This is a genomic window from Flavobacterium mesophilum, assembly GCF_039581405.1.
Lineage (GTDB): Bacteria > Bacteroidota > Bacteroidia > Flavobacteriales > Flavobacteriaceae > Flavobacterium.
Genome location: NZ_JBCPXZ010000001.1, coordinates 1,003,769 through 1,026,752, shown reverse-complemented (window position 1 = coordinate 1,026,752; position 22,984 = coordinate 1,003,769). Strand labels below are relative to the sequence as shown.

Here is a 22,984-nt window from a genome sequence, read left to right as displayed (position 1 = left end):
TTTCAGGAAGAATTTAACTATAATTCGATTGTTATAAGGAGATGTCCCACTGTATTCTAAAGCGCCATCCTTGCTGTAATGGAAGTGTTTTATCTTGAAAACTAAAATAACTTACCTCTGAAGTTAATTTGTTTTTATGTCCTTTAAAAAACCAGTTAAAAGCTACAGTAGATTCTTCTTGTCTATTTTCTCTAATGGAGTTATCAGGTCTGTAAGCGGCATGACGCCCAGCCATTTCTAAGTGTTTGGGCCACCAATCAAATGCATTGTGAAAAAAATAACCTGCCTGAACATAATATCCTTTCATTATAGTGGTGTCGTCGTTGTTTATTTTGTCAATTATTTCTTTGTTGTGCAATTCGCTCTGCCATGAAAAGCCACGATACATAAAAGCAGTCTCAAAATTCCATTGATTGACTCTGTATTGTCCTGGAAGTCCATTTTCAAATCCGTCTAAAGAACCTCCGCCTGCTTGCGAAAATCGAGTGTAAGGGCTTCTGTTGGTTACGGCTGAAAAAGCAATAATTGGGGTTAGTTTTTCGTGAAATTCCAAATCGCAACCCTCAAATTCCAGCGATCTTCCTAAGAAATTCCATTGTGCTCTTCCGAAATACATTAAATGATTGTCATCATTTGAGGTGCTTCCTCGTCCGGTTCCTGTTAAAGCTGCTGCCCAATAATTGAAATCGGCAATTCCGGCGCCTTTTAGATGACCGTAAACTTCAACTCCTAATTGTCTGTCTACCGTAAAAGGGCGGTTAATTAGAGATCGATCAACCATCTGCTGTTCACCACTACTAATGAAACGTTCACGTGTAAATTCGGTTTTCCATTGTCCTACTTTAAAGCTCAACCAATCCCATTTTTCAATCATAAGCCTAAAATCAAGCAAGTTGGACTGGCTTAATTCGTATTCCCAATAATATTTTAGCCAAGGTTCGAAAGCATGACCTCCAACTTTAAGTCTAGCACGGTTTATTTTAAAAGTAGTTTGAGCATCTCTACTATAATCATCATAAGTTAAAGGATCTGTATCATTTGGTGTTGAAAAACGAAACTGCAGACGGCTCGCCAATTGAAATAAGAATTTTTTGTCCCGAGTTTCTAGCTCGATTCCTTTACTTCCATAACGAACATTCATTAGTTTTGTGGTATCTTTTTCTTGTTGTGAAAGTCCTTTAAAACCAATTAATAAAAGAAAAATACAGAGTAGATTTTTAAAATTACGATTCGATTTGTTGCCACTATACATAAGATCAATAAGTATAAATTATTTTCCTCCAAAGTTTTTTGCAATCCCTAAACCAATTCCCCAGCTGTCATAAGCATTCCATTTAAAGTCATAACTCGCCGTTCCGAAAATTTCCCATCCTTTAGGAAGCTCATAGCCATATTCTACACCAGCACGAGTCAAGAAAAAGTCTTCTTCTTTAGCAAATTCACCTCCAAATCCTAAGAGAAAACTCCAATTTTCTGTTGGTTTATAAATCCCCATTATAGCTGGAGCAATAGGATAACTTCTTTCTACTGTTTCTTGATCATCTCCGCTTGCGTAAACTTTTTCTACTTTAAATTTTTCTACGATAAAATCGGTGTGAAGACCAATAGCCCATTTTTCATGAAATTGATAAGTGTAGTCAATTCCCCAAGCAGGAAGCGTCAAAGTTTCGCGATTTCCTTCGTCATCGCGGCCTTCAAAAACATGGACATGATTGATTGAAATTCCAATTTGATGATGCGGTTTGAATGTTTTCTCTTCGCTTTCCTGAGCTGTAATTTTGTTTTGAATGATTAAGTACAAAACAGCTGTTAGAAAAAGTGTTTTTTTAAGATGGCTTGTACTAGTCATTGTGATTTAGTTTTTAATCTTTAATAAAAAGAGGTATTTTATTCACTTTTTCAGTTTATAAATACCTCTTTAATTTGTTTTTCTACAGACTACTCGCTTTTCATAATTCTTAAAGCTTCTTTGTTAAGATCTTCATAGCTTTGTTCGCTAATATCAACACCAACACCTAAGATTTCTCCACCTTTAAAAGTACCTGGTGATTTATATTGATGACTAACGGCGTCGCCACTATCGAATCCTACACAAAGACCATCACCAGAAAGTGTGAATTTACCTGGTTGCGTTTTCATAGGACCTTTGGCTACTTCTTTACCGTCAATGTATAAATGACCTGTACCAATTTGTTCTCCATTTTTACCAGTACTTTCTCTTATAAACTCAAATCCTAAGGCATGTTTGCCAGGAGTTAAGGTAGCCGATGAAACAAAAGTTTGTTCTGGCTGAATTCCTAAGAAATTATAAACATAGTATAGTTTATTGTCTTTGATGAATAAAGAGTGTCCTCCAAAGCGAGATCCGTGAGCAAAAACTACTCCTGAGGCTCCCGATTTAATATCTACATCACCTACAATCTTATATGAACGACCACGGACGTTTACTGCTACACCTTCTGGCACGGCGGCAGTTCCAGGATAGTAAATGTAACGAGTTTTTGGTTTTTCTTGAGAAGGACGTTCCGTGCTTAATAATTCCATAGGAGAACGGTCATCTAAAGGCAAAACTAAATTTTTAGCAGCTTCTTCAAACCAAGCATCTTTAAGTTCTTTTAATTTTTGAGGGTTCTGTTTAGCCAAATTGTTTGATTCAGCTCTGTCCACATCTACATTGTACAATTCCCATTCGTCTTTGTCAAAGTTGCTTTTACCTGTAAGCGGCACGTGTACAGCAACTGCTTTCCAACCATCTTTCCAAATCGCTCTAGTACCTAACATAGTATAATACTGAATGTGTTTTTGAGTAGGAGCATCTGGTTTAGCATCAAACGAATATCTCATTGAAACTCCAGATAATGGATATTGATCTACGCCATTAAATTTAGTAGGCATTTCTAAACCACAGATGTCTAAAATGGTAGGCACAATGTCAGTAGAATGGTGGTATTGATTACGGATTTCACCTCGTGCTTTAATTCCTTTTGGCCACGAAATTACTAATGCATCACAAGTTCCTCCTGCATAGTTACTGTAACGTTTGAACATTTTGTAAGGAGCAGAGAAAGCCGCAGCCCATCCAGTTGGATAATGTTCATAAGTATCCGGACCTCCTAGTTTATCCAAATATTTTAAATTTTCAGATAATTCATCGGGATAGCCATTAAAGAATTTGTTTTCGTTTACAGATCCAGAAGGAGAACCTTCACCAGAAGCACCATTATCAGCAGCATAAAGAACCACAGTATTTTCTAACTGGCCTGTTTTCTCTAAATACTCGATAACGCGTCCTACTTGAGCATCAGTGTATTCTGAGAAACCGGCATACACTTCGGCTAGTTTAGAGAATAATTTTTTCTCATCAGCGCTTAGTTTATTCCAAGGTTTTACATAATCACCAGGATTAGCAATGTTAGGAGGTAAGAAATTGAAATCGGTGTTTTTAGTTCCTTTAGGTACTATTCCTTTAGCAATCATACGAGGCAATACCCATTCGCGGTACGCATCGTAACCAGCATCAAATTTTCCTTTGTATTTAGCAATGTACTCTTCTGGTGCATGGTGTGGTGCATGGTTCGCTCCAGGGCAATACCACATATACCATGGTTTAGAAGGGTTGGTGGCTTTTTGGTCTTTGATATATTCAATGGCTTTATCGGCTAAATCTTTAGATAAGTGATACCCCTCTTCAGGAGTATAAGGTGCCTCAATAAAGTGGTTGTCTTCTATTAAATCAGGATACCATTGGTTGGTTTCACCTCCTATGAATCCGTAATAGCGGTCAAAGCCCATTTGGGTTGGCCATTGTGCTTTGGAGCCTCCAGAAGAAACGTCTTGTTCCGGTACATTGTGGTTTTTTCCAATCCAGAAAGTACTCCATCCTGCTTGCTGTAATACTTGACCAATAGTAGCACACTGAGCTGGGATTTGTCCGTTTGCTCCAGGATAACCATCTGTAGTTTCTGTGATGGATGCCATACCGTTTAAGTGGTGGTTACGGCCCGTTAATAAAGTAGAACGAGTTGGCGAACATAATGCTGTAGTGTGCCATTGGGTATAGGTAATACCATTGTCTGCTAATTTTTGTAGTGTTGGCATGTTGATGGCTCCTCCATAAGGTGACCAAGCAGCCTGTCCTGTGTCATCGTATAAGATAAACAATATGTTTGGCGCACCTTCTGGAGCTGATTTTTTGGTGTAGGGTTTCCAGTCTGGTTTTGAATTTCTAATGTCAAGTTCGATGACACCATGGAAATTTTCTTTGGTTACTTTCTGAGGATCTGCTTGTGCAAATATTTTCGAAGTCGTTCCTAATGAAAGACAAAATAGGAATACAAAAAAACTTTTCCTAAGTATTAAAATTTTAATGATTTTCATGATTTTGCGGTGTTAATTATTATTGATTTTAGATGCTCATTTGGGTAAAAAAATTCTAAAATTGGAATTTTATTTTCTCGAACAGAAAAAATGCACAGTATTGATGTTTTAGGTTTTGAAATAAGATATCAGACCTAAAGCCTTCAAAATTAAGTATTATGAAGAGGAATTAGCTTGTGCAAAAGCATCGAACAGGTTTCATTTTATAACTTGCAACGTTAAAAAAGGCATTTATTCAATGGTTTTTCTGAATTCAAAATGTCATGAATAAAAGAATCGAACAAAATTGAAATTATTTGTTTTTGTAAAAAAAGCACCTTTTTAAACTATAATATCTAAATTTGCACCCGAAAACAACACAACACTATTTCTTATGTATAAATTGATAATTCGTCCGATACTTTTTTGGTTTGATCCTGAAGAAGTGCATTATTTTACTTTTTCATTCGTTAAATTCATTTCAAAAATTCCAGGCGTTTCATCAATCATAAGATCGATTTACGAAGTAAAAGATGCTCGTTTAGAAAGAGAAGTTTTCGGAATAAAATTCAAAAATCCAGTTGGACTTGCGGCAGGATTTGATAAAGATGCTAAGCTTTACAAAGAATTGGGAGATTTCGGTTTTGGTTTTATCGAAATTGGAACTGTAACTCCGGTTGGGCAAGAAGGAAATCCTAAAAAACGTTTGTTTCGTTTAAAAGAAGATCAAGCCATTATTAACCGAATGGGATTTAATAACGGCGGTGTTCTTGAAGCCTTAGAACGTTTGAAAAAGAACTCGGGTGTTTTGATTGGAGGAAATATCGGAAAAAATAAAGTGACTGATAATGAAGATGCGGTTAAAGATTATATCATTTGTTTTGATGCGCTTTACAATCATGTGGATTATTTTGTTGTAAATGTAAGTTCACCAAACACGCCAAACTTAAGAGCTTTACAAGATAAAGAGCCTTTGACAGCCTTATTGCAGACTTTGCAAGATAGAAATGTCGAAAAGCAAAAAACAAGTACTCAAAAAGCAAAACCAATTCTGTTGAAAATTGCTCCAGACTTAACAGATGAGCAGTTATTAGATATTATTGATATTGTAAAAACAACTCAAATTGCAGGTATAATTGCTACGAATACTACAATTTCGAGAGAAGGTTTACAATCTGCTAATCAATCTGAAACGGGAGGATTGTCAGGAAAACCATTGACAAAACGCTCTACAGAAGTAATTCGTTTTCTTTCTGAAAAAAGCAATAAAGCATTCCCGATTATTGGGGTAGGAGGAATTCATTCTGCCGATGATGCAATCGAAAAACTTAATGCGGGAGCAAGTTTAGTGCAATTGTACACCGGATTTATTTATGAAGGTCCAGCGCTGATAAAAGCAATCAACAAAAAAGTTTTATCGCAATTGTAAAAGAAGTGCTTGAATAACAAGCCCGGTCACTATTGCAATCCCGAAACTGATTAAAGTTCCAATCATTACATATTCAGTAAGTTTTCTGTCTTTGGCTTCTTTTAGATCTCCGAATCTAAAAATAGATTTTGCAGCCAAAAGAAATCCGATTGCTTCAAAGTGATTCGTTAAAATAAAACAGATTATCAATAAACGCTCTAAAATGCCAATGTAGTTTCCTGCGCTGGCAAGCGAATTGTCTGCGTGGCTGTTTTGACTTTCGGGACTCCAGATTGAAATAATGGTTTTAATAAAAATGGAAGCAGGTTTTGTAACCAATAAAAAACCGGTTAGTAAAAACCAAAACTCATTAAAATTCAAAATAGGAATAATGCTATTTCTGTTATAAAAGAGCGCAATTCCGATTAAAATCAAAAGATGTGCAATTTGATCCACTACAAACCAGGTACGTTTTGTTTTTGCTTTTTGAAAATTCAATTTAATTAAATCGATAATTCCGTGTGTAACAGCAATTAATATAGCATAAGGAATAAAATCAATTTCACCGATTAAAACTGCAGCTAAAACTCCGTGAAGTAAAATATGTAAGTACAAATAAATGCTTTTATGTTTTTTTATCTCTTTATCGGCGACCCAAGAATTTGGTTGCCAGATAAAATCGCCTAATAAATGTGCTAAAAGAAGTTTTACGAATACAATCATGAGGCAAGTTGTTTTATTTGTGTTCTAAAATATCGATCTAAACTCATTACTAAATCAAATTGAGCGCGTTTTTGTCTTCGGCTTACGGCGGCTTGATTGATTCCTAATTTCTGTCCAAGTTCTTCTTGTGACAAAGTAGGATTTTCAATTGCCAGTGCGACAAATTCAGCCGATTGAGCGAGCCAACTGTCCATAAAAGTCAAAGCCAGTTGAATCATCAAATTCATTTTTTCATCTATTTCGGAATTCCCTGTTCGCATTGCTAAAGTCACTTTTTGCTTTTTTAGAGTTTCAAAAAGTTCTCCCGAATGAATAAAAGCAGAACCGTTGCTTTCAGAAATTTTTTCGGCACTATGCGTTTTATCACCAAAACCAATACTCATACGAGCATCCGATTTTATAGCGCGCAAATGCGCTTTTACTAGAATAGCGGTCAATAAAGCTTCTTCAGGGTTTTTAACTTCAATTTGAAATTCGTCTCCTCGGTAAACTTCCCACTGTTTTGGCGTAACGCCAAGTGGAGTCAGAATTCGTTTCAAATCATCAACCCAATGATTGGATTTCTGTTGTCGTGAACCAATTATATCGCCTGTAATTACACTAGTCATAACCAAATATAATTAAAAAATTATAAACTTTCTATTACAAATATACGGAATAAAATTTATTATTACGTTTTTTGGTAATATTTTAAAATATTACGTTTTTGTGTAATAATATTTATAATTACAGTTTTGAGTATAATCAGTTTGCGGATTCTCTTTGTGTAGACGCACTGCAGTGCGTCTCTACAATTGAGAATGCGACTAAACGTGAACGGTAGATTTTAGAATGTTATTAAATGAACTTATATAACTTATATGGTTTCAAAAAAAACAGAAAAACATAATTTTTATTTCTTTAAAAAAGAAACTAACTTAGCATTTACAAAAGAAAAAGTTTTGAATAAAGAAATCAAGATTATCGAATGTCCGCGAGATGCAATGCAAGGCATCAAGGATTTTATTCCAACAAAAAATAAGGTTACTTATATTCAGGCATTGCTTCGTGTAGGTTTTGATACCATTGATTTTGGAAGTTTTGTATCTCCAAAAGCAATTCCGCAAATGCAGGATACAGCTGAGGTTTTGGCACAACTTGATCTTTCACAAACTTCAAGCAAATTACTTTCTATAATTGCTAATACACAAGGAGCGGCTTTAGCTTCAGAATTTGAATCGATCCGATATTTAGGATTTCCTTTTTCAATATCGGAGAATTTTCAGATGCGTAATACACATAAAACCATTGCCGAATCTTTAATTACTTTAGAAGAAATTCTGGAAATTGGCGATAAAAAAAACAAAGAAGTCGTAACGTATCTTTCTATGGGTTTTGGAAATCCTTATGGAGATCCTTGGAATGTGGAAATAGTAGGAGAGTGGACGGAAAAATTAGCAGGAATGGGTGTAAAAATCCTTTCGCTTTCAGATACAGTCGGAAGCTCAACGCCTGATGTTATTACGTATTTATTTTCAAATTTAATTCCGAAATATCCACAAATTGAGTTCGGTGCTCATTTGCATACCACACCTGACAGTTGGTTCGAAAAAATCGATGCAGCCGCAAAAGCAGGCTGTACACGTTTCGATGGTGCAATTCAAGGTTTTGGAGGTTGTCCAATGGCGACAGATAAACTGACAGGAAATATGCCTACAGAAAAATTGGTTTCGTATTTTACTGCAAATAAAAAGGTTACAGGTTTGAATTCGCTTAGTTTTGAAAGCGCTTATAATGAAGCTTCAAAATTATTTGGTAAGTTTCATTAAAAAAATTCCTATATTTACTTGACAAAGCAATAAAAGCAATTCCCCAGTTGTTACTATTATTTTAAATTCTTTCAACCATGAAATTGAATTGCATAAATAGTATCCTAAAGATTTTTGCGTTAGCAATCTTGTTTTTTTCATGCTCAAGTGATTTAGATTTTGATCAGGTAAATGATTTAAAGCTAGAACCTGTTTATGTCGCCAATCTCGCTTATTTTGATATTCCGGCAAATAAACTAGTCGCTGATGGAGGAACTCAGATTGCTTATGATTCCAGAAATTTTGATGTTTTCAAAAAACAGTTTCTCCGAGACCATTTGGTAAAAGTTGAATTTGATGTCGAAATTGAAAACAATATCGAACGCGGTTTTGTAATCAATATGTTGCTTCTGAATTCTCAAAATCAAATTCTCACCACTTCTTCTTATGCTGTACCAGCTTATAAAGGAAGTCCGAATGTTATTAAATATCCTACTGAAGTTTTTGCAAATCAACGCTTAGAACTTTTGAAACAAACTCAGAAAATAGGATTTGTTGTCTTAGTGACTTCTGGACCACCATTGGATGAAAATAGCTTAGGAAATATAAAACTGCGATCAAGTACAACAACTTATTTTGAAATCGGAGTAGAATGAGGGCGAAATATTTAATTTTAGGGCTTCTCTTGCAGTTTTCTTGTTTTTCTCAAAATAAGGAAGTGCTGTACAACTTTACATCAATTCCGCAATCGTCATTAGTAAATCCTGGTGCCGATGTTTCTTATAAATATTATTTCGGATTTCCAATATTATCAGCAGTTTCAGTTAATATGGGATCGAGCAGTTTTTCAGCTTATGATTTATTTGCCAATAATGGCGTTGATTTTAATACTAAAGTTAGGGACATTGTAAACAAATCTTCACGCAACGACAAGGTAGTAACCAATCAGCAATTAGAAGTTTTTTCTGGTGGATTCAGAGTAGGAGGAAGTGAAAGTCGTTCGTATATTTCATTTGGAGTTTATCAGGAATTTGATTTTTTCATGTACATGCCAAAAGATTTGGCGATATTGGCTTTAGAAGGAAACAGAAACTACATTGGTAAAGTTTTTCATTTAGATGATCTAAATGTAAAAGCCGAAGTGCTTTCAGTTTTTCATGTTGGATTTCATAAAAAGATAAATGACAAACTTGTGCTGGGTGGTCGTGCCAAAATTTATTCCAGTGGTGCAAATGCAACTTCTGTCCATAATTCAGGTTATATACTTACCACACAAGAACCTGGCACACCAAATCTTTATACCCAAATTATTTCTTCAAATTTGGAACTTAAAACTTCCGGATTGGCTCCTTTTACCAAGGATGAATATGATGGAAATATTGCAAGAGATATTGCGCACAATACTTTTTTTAATGGAAGTTTAGGACTAGGTCTAGACGCCGGTGTGACTTATTATTTTAAAGAAAATCTTCAAGTAACAGGCAGTATTATTGATCTCGGATTTATAAATCAATCAAAAAATATTGAAACGCTTACTTATAAAGGCACTTATCAATATCAAGGCGCAAATCCTGATTTTACAAATCCAGATGATCCAGAAAATGTTTTTGATGAATTTAAAAAAGCAATTCCGCGAGATACATTATATAATAAGTATACTACTTGGAGGCCTACAAAAGTATATGCTTCTGTTGAGTACGCATTTGGCAATTCTCGCTCAAATGCCGATTGTAATTGCAAAGGTGAAGCGAAGAGTCGTTATCTAAATGCGGCGGGAATTCAGTTTTTTGCTATGACAGCGCCGAGAGAACCATTAGCAGCAGTTACTGCTTTTTATAAACGAAGTATTTTTGAAAAATTAGATTTGAAAGCTACTTATACCATAGATGCATTCTCGAGCACTAATATTGGTCTCGGGCTTTCGGGAACGATTTGGAAATTGAATATTTATGCTTTGGCAAACAATGTTTTAGAATATAAGGATATTTCAAAAGCAAGTAGTGCAGCATTTCAGCTCGGTATAAACTTCGTTTTTCAAGATCCGAAAGAATAAAATCCAATAATCGTGAAAAATTCAAATTTTTGAAATTCCAAATTCCAATCTAATTTGGAATTTGGAATTTTAATTATTGGGATTTAGAATTTAATTATTGGAATTTTAAAATATAGGTTTTTTCCTGTAAATGCAATTTTATGAATTAGTTAGTATTCAAGTTAGCAATTTATTCACTATATTTGCACGCAATTCAACTAGAAATTGCACCATGATAGCACACAACTCCAAGATTATCGGCGAAGGTTTGACTTACGACGATGTATTATTAGTACCTAACTACTCGAATGTGCTTCCTCGCGAAGTGAGCATTAAATCAAAATTCTCAAGAAACATCACATTAAACGTTCCAATTGTATCTGCAGCTATGGATACAGTAACTGAAAGTGCAATGGCAATTGCTATGGCGCAAGAAGGCGGAATTGGTGTTTTACATAAAAATATGACTATCGAACAACAAGCAGGAAAAGTTCGAAAAGTAAAACGTGCTGAAGCTGGAATGATTATCGATCCAGTAACATTGCCAATGACTTCTACTATTGCAGATGCAAAAAATGCAATGAAAGAATTCGGTATCGGCGGTATTCCAATCGTTGACGAAAACAAAATCCTAAAAGGAATCGTTACCAATCGTGATTTACGTTTTGAAAAAAATGGAGCACGACCAATCGCTGAGGTAATGACAAGCAAAAATCTTGTTACTGTTGCCGAAGGAACTTCATTAGAACAGGCAGAAGTTGTTTTGCAAGGGCATAAAATCGAAAAATTACCTGTTGTAAACGCTAAAAACGAATTAGTAGGTTTAATTACTTTTAGAGATATTACAAAATTGACTCAAAAACCAATCGCTAACAAAGATTCTTTTGGTCGTTTGAGAGTTGCTGCTGCAATTGGAGTTACTGGAGATGCAGTTCAAAGAGCTGAAGCTTTGGTTGCTGCTGGTGTAGATGCAATCATTATCGATACAGCTCACGGACATACAGAAGGCGTGGTTAATGTATTGAAAGAAGTAAAATCAAAATTCCCTCAAATAGATGTAATTGTTGGAAACATCGCAACTCCAGAAGCGGCTAAATATTTAGTCGAAAGTGGTGCGGATGGTGTGAAAGTTGGAATCGGACCTGGTTCTATCTGTACTACTCGTATTGTTGCAGGTGTTGGTTTTCCTCAATTCTCAGCAGTTTTAGAAGTTGCTGCTGCAATTAAAGGAACTGGAGTTCCAGTTATCGCTGATGGTGGAATTCGTTATACGGGAGATATTCCTAAAGCAATCGCTGCAGGTGCTGACTGTGTAATGTTGGGTTCATTATTAGCAGGAACTAAAGAATCTCCAGGAGAAACTATTATTTTCGAAGGAAGAAAATTCAAATCTTACCGCGGAATGGGATCTGTTGAAGCAATGCAAACAGGTTCTAAAGACCGTTATTTCCAAGATGTTGAGGACGACGTTAAAAAACTAGTTCCAGAAGGAATCGTTGGACGTGTTCCTTACAAAGGAGAATTAAACGAAAGTATGCTTCAATTTATTGGAGGTCTTCGTGCAGGTATGGGATACTGTGGTTCAAAAGATATTCCGACTTTGCAAGAAACTGGACGTTTTGTTAGAATCACTTCTAGCGGAATCACTGAAAGCCACCCGCATAACGTAACAATTACAAAAGAAGCTCCAAATTATTCTAGATAATTTTCAGTTTTTGAAATAAAAACAAAAGGCGTAAGATTTATTTCTTACGCCTTTTGTTTTATTATTTTGATGAGATTAATCTTCAACTCTACTGCTTAAAATATCTTCAGCCGTAATATCAGAATGCAATAAATCTTCCATTTTTTTGGTCATTCGTTGCGCTTCTAAAGCATAGCCAAACATCTTTCTCTCGTAATCCTGGATCGCTTCATCAATGGTGTTGAATTTTCCATTAGTTAAATTTTCGGTTAAATGAAAAGCATCATATAATCCCATATTTACACCTTCGCCTGCAAAAGGAGGCATTAAATGTGCCGCATCTCCCACAAGTGTGATGTTAGAATGCTCTTTCCAAGATTCTTCTAAAGAAAATAAACGCAAAGGCAAACCAGAAAACTCAGTTGAAGCGGCGAAGAACTTTTTATAATCATCACCCCAATTTTTAAACGTTTCATTCAAAAAAGAAATAACAGCTTTATCATCTTCAAAGTTGATTCCGTGATTTGAAATCCAATCTTCATCGGCTTTAAAAGAAACGCCAAAATGAACAGAACCATCACTCATAGTATGCGTATAAAACATTTTTTGTTCCCCCATAGCCATGACATTTCCGTTTCCGTATTTCGGTTTGAATGCTGGATAATCTTGTTCTGGATTGGTGATTTCGCCTTGAATAATATACGTTCCAGAAAGTTGAGGTTCTTGATCGCTCACAAATTTTCTAACATTTGATCGTCCGCCATTTGCCACAATAACAAAATCAGCAGTTGTGGTTGAACCGTTTTTAAATTCTAAAATATATTGATTTTCAGATTTTTCAATGTTAATCAATTGGCTGTCCCAAACAACTGTGTTTTCTTGAAGATTTTCCAACATGATTTTTCTCAAATCATTACGATCAATTTCTGGACGTGAAAAAGCATTTGTTTCATCTGGCATTTCATCCGAAGTAATATTTCCATGCATATCGGCCATTTTTTCGCCTGTTGGGCGTGCATATTTGTAGAATTCATCCATTAATTCCGCTTTCTGAATTGCATATTGTCCTGAACCCAAATGAATATCGAGTGTTCCTCCGGTAGTACGTGCGAGTTCATTAAAATCTCTTTCATAAACTTTTACGTTTGCACCATTGATTTGTAAAATTCGAGCTGTTGTAAGTCCGACAGGTCCTCCGCCAATAATGGCAATTTGTTTATTCTCTAAAAGTGAAGTTTTCATTTTATGTATTGAATTTAATTCGTATTTAAAATTTGCTTGTATTAGTCAAGCTGAACAATTCGATACAAAGGTATTAAAATAAATGAGTGTTTATTCATTTATAAAAAAAAATAATTTTAAAGATTAATCGTAGAGACGTATTGCATTTAAACTAAAAAGACCGCATAATAACTATGCGGTCTTACCATAATATTAATAGATTTTAAAGTGTTTTGCTTGGTTCAGCTTCTCTAAGTTTTTGATTTTCTAATATTTGTTGAAGAAATGGTTTTGTCTGGTTTTCAATTTCTGATTCTGAAATATTTAAAGCTTTTGGATCAGAAGCCAACTGCAACCAAGGTTTCGGGCCGTCAAAATTATAACTTCCAAAAACAATTACTGGCGTGCCTTTTACTTTTACATTTTCTTTGTCTTTCAAAATCCATTCGTCTGCAAATTTGTAAAGGTATTTAGCATCTTTTTCTAATAATCTCAAACAAGAATGGGAAGCAGGATATCCAGGTAATTCGTATTGATGAAAACCAACTCCCAATTTGTTTTCAATGTTGAAATTCCATTTTAAATCCCATTCGTCATTAAACGTGCTGGTTGTTTGTTCTGCTTTCCAATTGGTGAAAAACAAGCCGGTTGGAGTAGGATCTTTTTTTCTTCCCATATTTGTTGGGCCCGTACGAACTAATTCGCCGTTTTCGTAAGCTGCGAAAGTTTGTGTTGGATAAGAGAAAATAATAATCTTAGAAACATCTTCTAAGGCTGAAACATGCAATGGAAATGGAAGATAATAAACCAGATCACCACTAAAATCGGCCGGAATTACAACAGAATCCAGTTTTTTGAAATTGGCTTTATCTGTTCTATTTACGGCGTAAACAATATCCATTTTACTGCTGTCAGCTTCATTTAATTTCAACCAATCTTTTGTCTTTTCGATTTGAAAAGAAACAGATTTAGGTTTCTTGTATTCGATTACTTTTTTCGCTTTTTTGTTTTCCGTCAGATTTACAGTTTCGCTTTTTTTGCAGGAACCTAATAAAACTAACATCAATATAAGTAGGGCATTTGCTGAGTAATATAACTTTTTCATAGCTATTAATTTTATGAAAATAAAGTTATAAATCAATCAGGAAAAGTGCTTTACATAATTTTTTGATTTGGTTTCGGGATTTTCATTTGTTTTATTTCTCATTTATGACTTTTAAAGTATATTCAAATTGAGTGTCCTTATTTTGCATAAAATCTTCGAAAGTTTGTGAGATTTCATAATTCGGCATTATTCCTCTGCCAAAAATCTGATTTGATTTTTTCGGTACATCTTGTTCTAAATTTACGATAGAAAATTGTGTTTTGATTTTAGTATTTGGCAATTCATATTCAATAGGAGTGTGGCCGTTGTGTCCATAATAGCCGCCCATCGTTTCTTCGCCTATTACAATTGCGTTTGTGTTTCCTGCCACAAGTGAAGCAAATAATGATCCTGCAGAAGCAATTCGGGGACTGATGAGTAAATAAATTTGTCCTTTAAAACTGTTTTTATCGGGCTGTAATTCTTGATTGAATTTCTTATCCTGAAGATATTTTTCATTAATCAACTTTGGGAATTCTTCTATTATTTCATCTTCAAAATCCTTTCGTTCCTCTTGCTGTTTTTTGGCATCGGTTTCTTCGTAAACGAAATAATTAGGAAAAGGTATTTTTTGAAAATTGACATAAGCTGATGCATTTTCGCGATACGTTTTTTGCGTCAAGTAAGAGAAAGTCACAATATCATTCGGGTCAGTACCACCGCCATTGTTTCTAACATCAACAATTAAATTTTTAATTTCAGAATGTTTAGAAAGATATTCAAAACAGCTGTCTAAATATTTCTTATAGGCAATATGTTGTTTGTCTTTGGCATTTCGCCCGATCACAAATGTATGAATAGATAGGAGAGCGATATTTTCAGAAATTATCTTGAATGAATATTTATCTTTTGCTCGTTTGTATTGCAAACTATCTATCGGTACTGAAAATCGTTTTTCAAAATTTGCTTTCCGAATTTCATTTGAAACAGCTGCAATGTTTTTGGTCAGTTTTTGAGTTTGGTTTGGAAGTGAATATTCAACTGAAAAGCTTTTTTGAGATCCATATTCCATTTGGAAATATTTAGCGAAAGAACTTCCAATTCCGATTGATTTTCCTGTAATGTTGTTACCGTCGGTTGTGTAATATTTGTATAGAGAAGAAAGCATTTTTTTGGCTTCAATGCCATTAATGCTATGAATTTGAGAGCCTAAAGGGATTTCAGGATTTTCAAAATTAAGAATCAGTTGCTTTTGGATAATCTTTACGGGATAAGGAAAGAAAACATTTCCTGATGAATATTTTTTTTCATAAGCATCAGGAAGTGTAGTATCATTATGCAGACTTCCTTCAAAATCAGTAATCTGCAAAATTATTTTGTAGAATTCAATAAGTTCTTTCGGTTCATTGATTTGAGAAAACGCCCAAGAATAAATGCTGTCAATCTGTGGTTTTGTTCTGTATTTATAAAGTCCAGAATTGGCTTTTTCTCTTATTTCTCTAAAGAGAATCAAGTCGTCTTTGAGTTTTTTAATCGGCCATTTTTCATTTTGCGCAAGCATAATTAAGGGCAAAAAGAAAATCAGAACTATTTTAAATTTGAGCATTTTAGATCGTTTTGTTAATCTAAAATACTCAAAAAACTTCTAAATCAGATTTTTAATTTTAGCATGTTGCAACAATAAAATAGTTTTAGCATCAGAAATCTCGCCCGATTCGATCATTGCATAAGCTTCATCAAAAGTATATTCTAAAACCTCAATATTTTCCTGTTCCGAATCCAATCCTCCGCCTTCGCTCACTTTCATGCTTTCATTATATTCCCCGACAAAAAGATACAAAATTTCGGTTACGGCGCCCGGCGACATATAAGTTTCAAATACTTTTTGAACTTTAGAAATACGGTAACCTGTTTCTTCTTCGGTTTCTCTAATAATTGCTTGTTCTGGATTGTCTTGATCTAATAGTCCTGCGCAAACTTCAATCATCATTCCAGTTTTATTTCCGTTCAGGAAACTCGGCAAACGAAATTGACGTGTTAAAATAACTGTTTTTTTGGCAGTGTTGTAAAGCAAAATTCCAGCACCGTTTCCGCGGTCATAAACTTCGCGAGTATGTGTTTGTAGTGGTGCATTTTCTTTTTGATAAGTAAAAGTAACTTTGTTTAAAATATACCAATTGTCTGATAGCAAAGAAGTTTCAGTTATTTTGATTTCAGGATTTTTCATAAATAGAAATTAGGTGTATAAAAAAACGCTCTGATTATCAGAGCGTTTAAGTGTATTATTTTGTTATTGTTTGCTTTCTATCTGGTCCAACCGATACAATTTTGATTGGCACTTCGATTTCTTTCTCAATAAACTCAATATATTCTTTTAGCTCAATTGGCAATTCATCATAAGTTGTCAATCCAGTCAAGTCAGCTTTCCATCCTTTGAATTCTTTGTAAACAGGAGTAACGTTTTCTGGCTCGATATTGTATGGGAAATGAGAAATGTTTTGCCCTTTGTAGTTGTATTCCGTACAAACTTTAAGAGTTTCAAAACCAGAAAGTACATCACCTTTCATCATCATTAATTGCGTAACTCCATTAACTTGAACAGCATATTTTAAAGCTACTAAATCTAACCATCCACAACGTCTTTGTCTTCCTGTTACAGAACCAAATTCATTACCAACTTTTGCCATTGTAGCACCAACTTCGTCAAAAAGTTCAGTTGGGAAAGGCCCGCTACCTACACGTGTAACATACGCTTTGAAAATTCCGTAAACTTCTTTGATTTTGTTAGGCGCAATTCCTAAACCAGTACAAGCTCCAGCAGCAGTAGTGTTTGATGAAGTAACGAAAGGATAAGTTCCGAAATCAACATCTAATAAAGATCCTTGAGCACCTTCACAAAGAATAGATTTACCAGCTTTTTGAGCTTGGTGCATGTATTCTTCACTGTCAATAAAATCTAATTTTTTAAGTTCTTCAATAGCTTCAAAGAATTCTTTTTCTAATTCAGCTAAATTATATTGAATATTAACATCATAAAAAGCAATCATAGCTTCGTGTTTGTCTGCTAAAGCTCTGTAACGATCTTTGAAGTCTTCTAATTCAATATCTCCAACACGTAAACCATTTCTTCCGGTTTTGTCCATGTAAGTTGGTCCAATCCCTTTAAGAGTAGAACCAATTTTTGCTTTTCCTTTTGAAGCTTCAGAAGCTGCGTCAAGCAAACGGTGTGTTGGTAAGATTAAATGCGCTTTTCTAGAAATGATTAATTTGCTTTTGATGTCAAGTTTGAATTTCTCTAAACCTTCGATTTCTTTTTGAAAAACTACAGGATCAATTACAACTCCATTTCCGATGATGTTTACTGAATTTTTATGAAAAATTCCAGAAGGAATAGTTCTAAGTACGTGTTTAATTCCGTCAAATTCTAATGTATGTCCTGCGTTTGGTCCTCCTTGGAAACGTGCAATAATATCATAATTTGAGGTAAGTACGTCAACAATTTTTCCTTTACCTTCATCTCCCCATTGTAATCCTAGTAATAAATCTACGGTCATTCTGTTTTAATTTGCGTTGGGACAATCTACGTTGTCCTACTGATTATGTAGTTAATTTTTCTTTTTTCTTTTTTTGAAAGTCTAATGTTTTAAAAGACTATGAATTTGAGTTTTGCTTTTTATTTCCATAGAAATAAAGCGAGTGATTTGTAATTTCAATATCAAAAATTTCTTCGATAGTCTTTTTGATGGTTTGAATTCTTGGATCACAAAATTCGATTACCTCACCAGAATCTGTCATAATGATATGATCGTGCTGTTTATCAAAATATGATTTTTCGTAGTAAGCTTGATTTTGTCCAAATTGATGTTTTCTAACCAAAGCGCAGTCCAACAATAACTCGATCGTGTTGTATAAAGTAGCTCTACTTACACGATAGTTCTTGTTTTTCATTTTGATATATAGATTTTCAATATCAAAATGTTCCTCGCTATCGTAAATTTCCTGAAGTATAGCATAACGCTCAGGAGTTTTGCGATGCCCTTTTTGCTCAAGATACATTGTAAAAACATTTTTTACAATTTCTTGATTTTTAGTGTTGTCAGTTGAAATAAGTGTCATATCCTGCAAAGATAATTTTTTATTTTAATGAATAAAAGTTTAAGCTTCAAAGTTTAACTTTCAAATTTAGATAAAGTTCGGTCAGAATGCTTGTTTTATGCGATTATAGTGTTGATTCTTTTCGGACTTAATTAAACATATTAACATATTTATTTCGATTTGAGATAAAACTAACAAACCATTAAGAGGCTTTTGTCATAAACATATACCAATTCCATTCCCACGTTTTTCCTTGGTCGGCGCTCATGGCTTGGCTCCAAATCGGATTTTTTTCATCTCTTGCATCCCATCTAAAAACCTGGACAACATCTTTATCTTCATATTTGTCTTTAGAAAAAAAATGACCGACTTTATTTTCAAATGAACCCACCACAGGTTTGTCTAAAACACCAGTATTTGAATCAGACCAGTAAATGCTCCATAATTTGGTCAACGGATTAAACAATCGAACCGTCATTCCTTCGAAAGGTTCGCCATCAAAAGTGGCAAGAAAGTTATCAATATTTCCGATTCCGTTTAGGATGGTATACATTTCTTGAGTGGAAGGAAATTCAAGCCATTCATGACAATCAGATAATCGCTTTTTTAGTTTTTTATTTATAATATTAGATTTGCCTTTAAAAAAATCAAAATCATTTTTAGAAGAAGACTCGGAAGCTGTAATTATAAGTTCTCCATTTTCATCAAATTGTAATTGAGGTATTTTCAAATTATCATTTTTCATAATTAGGCAAATTGGTTTATCATTTGATTGTTTTATGTCCTGTATTCTCTGGTTACTTTATCAACGCCGTCGATTTTTTTGATGGCATTGATCATTTTTTTCAAAATCGTATTGTTTTTAACAATTACCGCAACCTGTCCGTGAAAAATTCCTGCATCAGTACTCAATGAAATACTTTGAATATTAACACTCATGTTGTTCGAAATCACCTTTGTTAATTGGTTTGTAAGCCCTAGAACATCCATTCCTGTAATATTGATAATCGCTTTGAATTCTTCTTGCGAAGAGTCAATCCATTTGGCGCTCATGATTCGGTATGCGTAATTAGATTGCATTCCAATGGCGTTTGGACAGTCTTTTTTGTGCACTTTTATTCCTTCATTAATCGTCACAAAACCAAAAACATCGTCACCTGGAATCGGGTTACAACATTGCGAAAGCTTATAATCCAGTTTGTCATGCTCCGTTCCAAAAACCAACATGTCATAATTACTGCTGATGATTGGTTTGTGAATATCCTCGTCGGCGGTGTCTTTATTTCTTTTGATTTTATTTTTAAAGAAATTGATAAACGAATTGCTTTTTTGCGCCGCATAATCCTTTAATTGCTGATTTTCGATCGCGCCAATTCCAACTCTATAAAATAAATCTAAACTTGTTTTTAGTTTAAAGAAGTTAACCAGCTCGTTTGTAACTTGTTCGTTAAGTGTAACTTTTAAATGTTTTAATTTTCTGGTAAGAAGTTCTTTTCCTTCCTCGCCAATTTTTTTGGTATTCTCGTTAAGAACGTTTTTGATTTTATTTTTGGCACGAGAAGTCGTCACATATTCCAACCAGTTCACGGTTGGTTTTTGACTTGCCGATGTAATTACTTCAACTTGATCACCACTTTTTAATTCGTGATTTAACGGTACTAATCGTCCGTTTACACGCGTTCCTCTTGTTTTGATTCCAATTTCAGAGTGAATGCTGAAGGCAAAATCCAATGAAGTGGCGCCTTTTGGCAACGATTTAATTTCTCCTTTTGGAGTAAAGACAAAGATTTCTTTTGAATACAAATTCATTTTGAAATCTTCTACAAAATCGACAGCATTCGTTTCTGGATTTTCCAAAGCTTCACGAAGCAAATTCAGCCAAGTGTCAAGTCCGCTTTCTTCGGTTGCTCCATTTTTATATTTGTAGTGCGCTGCATAACCTTTTTCGGCAATTTCATCCATACGCTCGCTTCGAACCTGAACTTCAACCCAGCGTCCTTTTGGTCCCATAACGGTGATGTGAAGCGCCTCATATCCCGTTGATTTTGGAGATGAAATCCAGTCACGCAAACGGCTCGGGCTTGGTCTGTAGTGATCGGTTACAATGGAATAGATTTTCCAAGCAATGAATTTTTCATCATGAGAATCTGATTTGTAAACAATCCTAAGCGCGAATTTGTCATATACTTCATCAAAACTCACATTTTGAGCGCGCATTTTTCGGCGAATCGAATAAATAGATTTTGGACGGCCTTTTATAATGTAATCGATATTTTCAGCATCAAGCGATTTTTTCAAAACATCCGAAATGTCTTTGATATAAGCGTCTTGTTCCTCTTTTGTTTCTCTGATTTTGCTTACAATGTCGTTGTAAATTGCAGGTTCAGTATATTTTAACCCTAAATCTTCGAGTTTGGTTTTAATATTATAAAGTCCCAAACGGTGGGCTAGAGGAGCATAGATATAAAGTGTTTCTGATGCGATTTTGGTTTGCTTGTATTCCGCCATCGAATCCATCGTTTGCATATTATGAAGACGATCGGCCAATTTTATCAAAATCACGCGTACATCATCATTCAATGTAAGGATCATTTTTCTAAAATTCTCGGCTTGCATTGAAGCATTCAAGTCTTTTTGAACTAATGAAATTTTAGTTAAACCTTCAACCAGCTGCGCCACTTTCGGATTAAATAATCGTTCAATTTCTTCAACTGTCATTGGGGTATCTTCGACAACATCGTGCAATAAGGCCGCAGCAATAGAAGTCGCTCCCAGACCAATTTCTGAGGCAACAATTTTTGCAACTGCAATAGGATGAAAGATATACGCTTCGCCAGATTTGCGTCTTTGTTCTTTATGAGCATCGACAGCGACATCAAATGCTTTCCGAATTAATTTTTTATCGGCAGGGGTTAAAGTCTGATAACTTATTCGAAGTAATTCTTTGTATTCTTGCGCAATCGCTTTGTTTTCTTTCTCAATATCTATTTCTATCATAACGGCATATTCAAGTACTAAAAATACGCATTAGTTTGAATATACGCAAGGGAATAAATTTTAGATTTTAGATTGTAGATTTTAATTTGGTTTAGCCAAATTAAAATATGAATCGTTGTAATAAATCTGCAATCTAAAATCAGAACCCTCTCTGACGTTTCGCTTCAAAAATCAAAATAGCAGCAGCGACAGAAACGTTCATGCTGTCGATTTCGCCTTGCATTGGGATAATGATGTTTTGTGTTGCGTTGTCACGCCATTCTTGCGTTAGACCTGTTGCTTCGGTTCCAACAACTAAAGCCGTTGGAGTGGTGAAATTTTGAGTATGATAAGAAGTTGAATTTTGTAAAGTGGCGCTATAGAAATTGATTTTCTTTTCCTTTAAAAAAGCAATAATTTCTGTAGTTGTTCCAGTCGCAATTTGGTTTGTGAATAAACAGCCAACGCTAGAACGCACAATATTCGGGTTGTATAAATCGCTTTTCGGATTGGCAATTAAAACCGCGTCTAATTTAGCGGCATCAGCTGTGCGTAAAACAGCGCCTATATTTCCTGGTTTTTCTAAAGATTCAACAACCAGAATTAATGGATTTTCAGATAATTTTAAATCGGATAATTTCAAGGATTTGGTTTTGGCTACTGCCAAAATGCCTTCAGTTGTATCGCGATAAGCTAGTTTTTGATAAACTTCCTTATTGATTTCGATGATCTGAAATGGATTAGAAATTAGTTTATTGATTTCTGATTCAGAAACCAATTCGGGTAAAAATAAAACCGTTTCAATTTCGTAACCGCCTTTTATGGCTAATGAAATTTCGCGTAAACCTTCAATCAAAAACGTTCCAGTTTGTTTTCTGGCTTTGGATTTTTCCTGAAGTAAAACCAAAGATTTGATAAACGGATTTTGAACTGAAGTGATTTGTTTCATTTTCTTTTGAGATGCTAAGTTTCTAAGGCGCTAAGGTACTGAGTTTTTTTTTAAAGTGGCAACGCACAGTAGTTAGAAACAGTAAAGGTTTTCCTTTCTTGCAAAGTCATTCTAGACAATATATTCACTTCCATAATTTCATTGCTTCCACTTTGGTCAATGTTTTTAATTTTTTTTGGGGAAAATCTGCTTCAATAAGGGGAAATTCTCTTTGATTTTCGCCAGTTAAAATTACTGGTTTTCTTAGGAGTTGACTGATTTGCTCCATGAAATTCACAATTTTTTCATAGTCTTTAAAAGAATTGATTTCTTTTGGATCAATGTCAAACTCAATTTCTTCAATCGAGAAAAAATGTTGATTTATTATAATATCATCGATAATAATTGATGCTATTTTTGTTTCAAGTTGAGCAGTTTCGTCAAGCAAATATTGAATTGAATATTCTAAATCAATCGAATTTATAATTTTGTTTTCTCCCAAAGTATCATATTTTATGATATGGTTAGAGTTGAGAAAATGAATCAAAATTTTCCAATCTTCAAGTGTTGTATTTTTGATGTAAATATCCCTAAGCGATCCGTCAACGTCAAAAATCCATTTAATTTCTTCCCAATTTTTACTCATTTTTAGTGTTGACCTTTTTTATATTAAGTTTAAGTAAAAAATCT

20 protein-coding genes are annotated in these 22,984 nt (G+C 34.4%); 5 read left to right on the top strand and 15 right to left on the bottom strand.

Features of this window, described 5'->3' with window-relative positions; all coding sequences use genetic code 11:
• Nucleotides 1–31: 31 nt before the first annotated feature.
• From AAYQ19_RS04350 to AAYQ19_RS04340, 3 genes are all read right to left on the bottom strand, one after another.
• Nucleotides 32–1,252, bottom strand: coding sequence for an OprO/OprP family phosphate-selective porin (locus AAYQ19_RS04350; protein WP_343534232.1), 1,221 nt, complete (start codon nucleotides 1,250–1,252; stop codon nucleotides 32–34).
• An 18-nt stretch (nucleotides 1,253–1,270) separates the two neighbouring features.
• Complete coding sequence (locus AAYQ19_RS04345) at nucleotides 1,271–1,849, bottom strand: hypothetical protein (protein WP_343534230.1); 579 nt, start codon at nucleotides 1,847–1,849, stop codon at nucleotides 1,271–1,273.
• 89 nt (nucleotides 1,850–1,938) lie between these two features.
• Nucleotides 1,939–4,377 carry an arylsulfatase gene (locus tag AAYQ19_RS04340; RefSeq protein ID WP_343534228.1) on the bottom strand — a complete coding sequence of 813 codons (2,439 nt, stop codon included), beginning with the start codon at nucleotides 4,375–4,377 and terminating at the stop codon, nucleotides 1,939–1,941.
• A 373-nt stretch (nucleotides 4,378–4,750) separates the two neighbouring features.
• Here AAYQ19_RS04340 and AAYQ19_RS04335 point away from each other — a divergent pair, with 373 nt between their 5' ends.
• On the top strand, nucleotides 4,751–5,785 hold the full coding sequence (locus AAYQ19_RS04335) for a quinone-dependent dihydroorotate dehydrogenase (RefSeq protein ID WP_343534226.1): 1,035 nt from the start codon (nucleotides 4,751–4,753) through the stop codon (nucleotides 5,783–5,785).
• On the opposite strand, the gene AAYQ19_RS04330 is transcribed toward AAYQ19_RS04335, so the two are convergent.
• On the bottom strand, nucleotides 5,771–6,487 hold the full coding sequence (locus tag AAYQ19_RS04330) for a DUF3307 domain-containing protein (RefSeq protein ID WP_343534224.1): 717 nt from the start codon (nucleotides 6,485–6,487) through the stop codon (nucleotides 5,771–5,773). The genes AAYQ19_RS04335 and AAYQ19_RS04330 overlap by 15 nt on opposite strands.
• Nucleotides 6,484–7,095 (bottom strand): hypothetical protein, encoded by a 612-nt coding sequence (locus AAYQ19_RS04325; RefSeq protein WP_343534222.1) that lies wholly within the window; start codon nucleotides 7,093–7,095, stop codon nucleotides 6,484–6,486. Before AAYQ19_RS04325 ends, AAYQ19_RS04330 begins: the two co-directional genes overlap by 4 nt.
• 333 nt (nucleotides 7,096–7,428) lie before the next feature.
• Here AAYQ19_RS04325 and AAYQ19_RS04320 point away from each other — a divergent pair, with 333 nt between their 5' ends.
• From AAYQ19_RS04320 to guaB, 4 genes are all read left to right on the top strand, one after another.
• Entirely contained in the window at nucleotides 7,429–8,295 is an 867-nt protein-coding gene (locus AAYQ19_RS04320) for a hydroxymethylglutaryl-CoA lyase-like TIM-barrel protein (RefSeq protein WP_343534396.1), read from the top strand.
• Nucleotides 8,296–8,372: 77 nt separating this feature from the next.
• A complete protein-coding gene (locus tag AAYQ19_RS04315) occupies nucleotides 8,373–8,930 on the top strand; it encodes a hypothetical protein (RefSeq protein ID WP_343534220.1) in 558 nt (185 codons plus the stop codon).
• Nucleotides 8,927–10,327 (top strand): DUF5723 family protein, encoded by a 1,401-nt coding sequence (locus tag AAYQ19_RS04310; protein WP_343534218.1) that lies wholly within the window; start codon nucleotides 8,927–8,929, stop codon nucleotides 10,325–10,327. Before AAYQ19_RS04315 ends, AAYQ19_RS04310 begins: the two co-directional genes overlap by 4 nt.
• A 211-nt stretch (nucleotides 10,328–10,538) precedes the next feature.
• Nucleotides 10,539–12,011 carry an IMP dehydrogenase gene (gene guaB / locus AAYQ19_RS04305; protein WP_343534217.1) on the top strand — a complete coding sequence of 491 codons (1,473 nt, stop codon included), beginning with the start codon at nucleotides 10,539–10,541 and terminating at the stop codon, nucleotides 12,009–12,011.
• Between the two features lie 75 nt (nucleotides 12,012–12,086).
• Here the strand turns inward: guaB and AAYQ19_RS04300 are convergent, their stop codons facing one another.
• The 10 genes from AAYQ19_RS04300 to AAYQ19_RS04255 all read right to left on the bottom strand — a co-directional run bounded on the left by AAYQ19_RS04300 (nucleotide 12,087) and on the right by AAYQ19_RS04255 (nucleotide 22,940).
• Nucleotides 12,087–13,232 carry an FAD-dependent oxidoreductase gene (locus tag AAYQ19_RS04300; RefSeq protein WP_343534215.1) on the bottom strand — a complete coding sequence of 382 codons (1,146 nt, stop codon included), beginning with the start codon at nucleotides 13,230–13,232 and terminating at the stop codon, nucleotides 12,087–12,089.
• 202 nt (nucleotides 13,233–13,434) lie between these two features.
• Nucleotides 13,435–14,316: a L,D-transpeptidase gene (locus AAYQ19_RS04295; RefSeq protein ID WP_343534213.1), complete on the bottom strand. Its 882-nt coding sequence runs from the start codon at nucleotides 14,314–14,316 to the stop codon at nucleotides 13,435–13,437.
• A gap of 91 nt (nucleotides 14,317–14,407) precedes the next feature.
• A complete protein-coding gene (locus AAYQ19_RS04290) occupies nucleotides 14,408–15,901 on the bottom strand; it encodes a S41 family peptidase (RefSeq protein WP_343534211.1) in 1,494 nt (497 codons plus the stop codon).
• A 39-nt stretch (nucleotides 15,902–15,940) separates the two neighbouring features.
• Complete coding sequence (locus AAYQ19_RS04285; protein ID WP_343534209.1) at nucleotides 15,941–16,522, bottom strand: NUDIX domain-containing protein; 582 nt, start codon at nucleotides 16,520–16,522, stop codon at nucleotides 15,941–15,943.
• A 55-nt stretch (nucleotides 16,523–16,577) separates the two neighbouring features.
• Complete coding sequence (locus AAYQ19_RS04280) at nucleotides 16,578–17,849, bottom strand: adenylosuccinate synthase (protein ID WP_343534207.1); 1,272 nt, start codon at nucleotides 17,847–17,849, stop codon at nucleotides 16,578–16,580.
• 97 nt (nucleotides 17,850–17,946) lie between these two features.
• Nucleotides 17,947–18,411 carry a Fur family transcriptional regulator gene (locus AAYQ19_RS04275; RefSeq protein ID WP_026729002.1) on the bottom strand — a complete coding sequence of 155 codons (465 nt, stop codon included), beginning with the start codon at nucleotides 18,409–18,411 and terminating at the stop codon, nucleotides 17,947–17,949.
• A gap of 181 nt (nucleotides 18,412–18,592) precedes the next feature.
• Nucleotides 18,593–19,135 (bottom strand): hypothetical protein, encoded by a 543-nt coding sequence (locus AAYQ19_RS04270; RefSeq protein WP_343534202.1) that lies wholly within the window; start codon nucleotides 19,133–19,135, stop codon nucleotides 18,593–18,595.
• A gap of 32 nt (nucleotides 19,136–19,167) precedes the next feature.
• Nucleotides 19,168–21,387, bottom strand: coding sequence for a RelA/SpoT family protein (locus AAYQ19_RS04265; protein WP_343534200.1), 2,220 nt, complete (start codon nucleotides 21,385–21,387; stop codon nucleotides 19,168–19,170).
• 139 nt (nucleotides 21,388–21,526) lie between these two features.
• On the bottom strand, nucleotides 21,527–22,315 hold the full coding sequence (locus tag AAYQ19_RS04260) for a TrmH family RNA methyltransferase (protein WP_343534198.1): 789 nt from the start codon (nucleotides 22,313–22,315) through the stop codon (nucleotides 21,527–21,529).
• Nucleotides 22,316–22,439: 124 nt separating this feature from the next.
• The gene (locus tag AAYQ19_RS04255; protein WP_343534196.1) at nucleotides 22,440–22,940 is read right to left on the bottom strand and encodes a hypothetical protein; all 501 of its coding nucleotides are present in this window, start codon (nucleotides 22,938–22,940) and stop codon (nucleotides 22,440–22,442) included.
• Nucleotides 22,941–22,984: the final 44 nt, after the last annotated feature.

Coding starts and splice junctions, on each gene's coding strand:
- AAYQ19_RS04260 (WP_343534198.1), bottom strand. CDS start 22,315: ATGAAACAAATCACTTCAGTTCAAAATCCGTTTATCAAATCTTTGGTT.
- guaB (WP_343534217.1), top strand. CDS start 10,539: ATGATAGCACACAACTCCAAGATTATCGGCGAAGGTTTGACTTACGAC.
- AAYQ19_RS04335 (WP_343534226.1), top strand. CDS start 4,751: ATGTATAAATTGATAATTCGTCCGATACTTTTTTGGTTTGATCCTGAA.
- AAYQ19_RS04350 (WP_343534232.1), bottom strand. CDS start 1,252: ATGTATAGTGGCAACAAATCGAATCGTAATTTTAAAAATCTACTCTGT.
- AAYQ19_RS04325 (WP_343534222.1), bottom strand. CDS start 7,095: ATGACTAGTGTAATTACAGGCGATATAATTGGTTCACGACAACAGAAA.
- AAYQ19_RS04300 (WP_343534215.1), bottom strand. CDS start 13,232: ATGAAAACTTCACTTTTAGAGAATAAACAAATTGCCATTATTGGCGGA.
- AAYQ19_RS04270 (WP_343534202.1), bottom strand. CDS start 19,135: ATGAAAAATGATAATTTGAAAATACCTCAATTACAATTTGATGAAAAT.
- AAYQ19_RS04275 (WP_026729002.1), bottom strand. CDS start 18,411: ATGACACTTATTTCAACTGACAACACTAAAAATCAAGAAATTGTAAAA.
- AAYQ19_RS04315 (WP_343534220.1), top strand. CDS start 8,373: ATGAAATTGAATTGCATAAATAGTATCCTAAAGATTTTTGCGTTAGCA.
- AAYQ19_RS04285 (WP_343534209.1), bottom strand. CDS start 16,522: ATGAAAAATCCTGAAATCAAAATAACTGAAACTTCTTTGCTATCAGAC.
- AAYQ19_RS04345 (WP_343534230.1), bottom strand. CDS start 1,849: ATGACTAGTACAAGCCATCTTAAAAAAACACTTTTTCTAACAGCTGTT.
- AAYQ19_RS04330 (WP_343534224.1), bottom strand. CDS start 6,487: ATGATTGTATTCGTAAAACTTCTTTTAGCACATTTATTAGGCGATTTT.
- AAYQ19_RS04255 (WP_343534196.1), bottom strand. CDS start 22,940: ATGAGTAAAAATTGGGAAGAAATTAAATGGATTTTTGACGTTGACGGA.
- AAYQ19_RS04310 (WP_343534218.1), top strand. CDS start 8,927: ATGAGGGCGAAATATTTAATTTTAGGGCTTCTCTTGCAGTTTTCTTGT.
- AAYQ19_RS04265 (WP_343534200.1), bottom strand. CDS start 21,387: ATGATAGAAATAGATATTGAGAAAGAAAACAAAGCGATTGCGCAAGAA.
- AAYQ19_RS04340 (WP_343534228.1), bottom strand. CDS start 4,377: ATGAAAATCATTAAAATTTTAATACTTAGGAAAAGTTTTTTTGTATTC.
- AAYQ19_RS04295 (WP_343534213.1), bottom strand. CDS start 14,316: ATGAAAAAGTTATATTACTCAGCAAATGCCCTACTTATATTGATGTTA.
- AAYQ19_RS04290 (WP_343534211.1), bottom strand. CDS start 15,901: ATGCTCAAATTTAAAATAGTTCTGATTTTCTTTTTGCCCTTAATTATG.
- AAYQ19_RS04280 (WP_343534207.1), bottom strand. CDS start 17,849: ATGACCGTAGATTTATTACTAGGATTACAATGGGGAGATGAAGGTAAA.